This is a genomic window from Microcoleus sp. Pol12B5, assembly GCF_036701335.1.
GTDB lineage: Bacteria > Cyanobacteriota > Cyanobacteriia > Cyanobacteriales > Microcoleaceae > Microcoleus.
Window position 1 is genome coordinate 1 of sequence record NZ_JAUBQQ010000064.1, and the last position, 2,223, is coordinate 2,223.

Consider the following 2,223-nt stretch of genomic DNA (forward strand, 5'->3'; position numbering starts at 1 on the left):
AAACTTATATTTAATCAAGCTTTCAGATATCGTGAGCTCCTGTTCTTAGTTTGCGATCGATTATTCAGCAAACCCTAGTTATAGATGCCCGCAATCAGGTTGAAACGTAAACCAAATCTGCGTCGGCGATTTCGGTAACGTTCCGACAGAATCCGAAAAATTTTCAGCCTCCTATTAACGTGTTCAATAATAATACGTTCGCTTGCCAGAGTACGGTTTTCCTGCCGTTGAACCTGAGATAAATTATAGCTTTTGGGCTTTTTAGTAGGTATCTGACTATTGGCATGAAGTTTGGCAATTCCTTGATAACCCTTGTCACCTAAAAGCTTAATTGTATTGGCTAGCCTAACTTTACTGCTCTTGAATAGGCGAAAGTCATGCCTTCTGCCTTTACCATGAGCTATGCAGATAATTGCTCCCGTCTTTTGATTAACCACTAATTGCGACTTCAAGGTATGATACTTTTTTTTACCGGAAAACACTTGTCGTTGTTTTTTTTTGGACGCTCGACTGGACTTTCGGTCACATCGACCACAACCACTTCTAAAACTGAGTCCGGTTGCAGCAGTGCTTTTTTTCCGGGTAAGCTAAACCGACCTGAACGAATCAATGTGTCTTCTACGTGTCTCACGATCCGGAATGCAGTCGATTCATTGATGTTCCAGCTTTGAGCAATGTGAAAGTAGGTACGGTACTCTCGCCAATACTGTAATGCCAGTAGTACCTGATCTTCTAAGCTCAGTTTAGGCGGACGACCGGGTTTCCGTTTCTTGCGTTTCTGTTGTTCTAGAACTGACACCATTTCTGCAAAAGTTGTAGACCCAACGCCACAGAATCTCTTGAAGGCTTCTGGCTTTAAGCTTTGCACTTGTTCGTAAGTCATCAGTTTTTCCTCTCGATCACCTCACTATTGCCCTTATTGGGGACTTTTGCAAGAGGTCTTTTGTAGAAAAAGAAATCGCTTTTACTCCCACAGGAAGTTCTACTCACACGAAGTTCTACCCAGGAAAAAGAAGGAAAAGCCTCCGCACAAGCAGACTAATGTTACTTAATTGGCACAGAATCGGGAGGCATGGCAGACCTCTCGATCGAAGTTGTATTTACTAGCAGCAACGAAAGCAAGTTGCATCGTTACCAAGCCTTGGCATTCCCCGAAGTTTGGTTTTGGCAGGAGGGAGTATTTAGCCTGTATCATTTGCGATCGCACGGATATGAAAAAATTGACCAAAGCGAAATATTGCCTGATTTAGATATTAATTTATTGTCTCGCTGTCTGCTGATTGCTTCAAGGGTGGAAGCGGTTAAAGAATGGAGGCGAGGCAGTTCGGGAGATTAGATGAAAAGTGTTTTGTGAGTGCGACATCGCCCGCAGTCCGAGTTACAAATTGCAATACTGGCGATCGCGATCGGGTGGTTAATAAGTGCGTGCGATCGCTGGCATAATCCCCGAAACGCCAGAGATATGTTATTTAAGGTAGATACCGACATCAGATTTTAGCAACTTTTCTAGGAGGTTATTGCCCTATGTCCTCTCAACAACCAAACCCTACGACCACTTCTGACTGGCGCTTACACTTTGGCAGCCTTTCACAAGAAGCGAAGCATACAGTTAAGGTGCTGTTGTTAACAGCACGAAAGTCTGGATTTTATAAATTAGAAGAAATACTGTCAAATTTGACCGATCTGAATCTGGAAAAAAATCAAATATCAGACCTAACACCCTTGCAATCTCTGACCAATTTGACTAATCTGAATCTGGGCAACAATCAAATATCAGACCTAACACCCCTGCAATCTCTGACCAATTTGATAGAGCTGAATCTGGAAAAAAATCAAATATCAGACCTGACACCCCTGCACTCTCTAACCAGTTTGAAATATCTGAACTTGTTCCACAATCAAATATCAGACCTAACACCCCTGAAATCTCTGACCTGTTTGACTAATCTGAATCTGTCCCACAATCAAATATCAGACCTAACACCCCTGAAATCTCTGACCTGTTTGATTAATCTGAATCTGTCTAACAATCAAATATCAGACCTAACGCCACTGAAATCTCTGACGATTTTGACATATCTGAATCTGGACAACAATCAAATATCAAACTTAACACCGCTGAAGTCTCTGGTCACAAATTTGACATATCTGAATCTGGTAAACAATCAAATATCAGACCTCAAACCCCTGCAATCTCTAACCAGTTTGAATAATCTGAATCTG

At 41.9% G+C, this 2,223-nt stretch carries 3 protein-coding genes; 2 read left to right on the top strand and 1 reads right to left on the bottom strand.

Annotated features, from left to right (window positions below):
• Window positions 1–74: 74 nt before the first annotated feature.
• A protein-coding gene (locus QUA24_RS21600; RefSeq protein WP_333231953.1) for an IS5 family transposase occupies window positions 75–883 on the bottom strand; the annotation gives its coding sequence in 2 pieces (ribosomal slippage) (window positions 75–493 and window positions 493–883; 810 coding nt in all).
• Window positions 884–1,072: 189 nt separating this feature from the next.
• On the opposite strand from QUA24_RS21600, the gene QUA24_RS21605 reads away from it, so the two are divergent.
• Both QUA24_RS21605 and QUA24_RS21610 read left to right on the top strand, forming a co-directional pair.
• On the top strand, window positions 1,073–1,336 hold the full coding sequence (locus QUA24_RS21605) for a hypothetical protein (RefSeq protein ID WP_333231954.1): 264 nt from the start codon (window positions 1,073–1,075) through the stop codon (window positions 1,334–1,336).
• A gap of 188 nt (window positions 1,337–1,524) precedes the next feature.
• Window positions 1,525–2,223 (top strand): leucine-rich repeat domain-containing protein (locus tag QUA24_RS21610; RefSeq protein WP_333231956.1); only part of this gene is annotated, 699 nt, incomplete at its 3' end.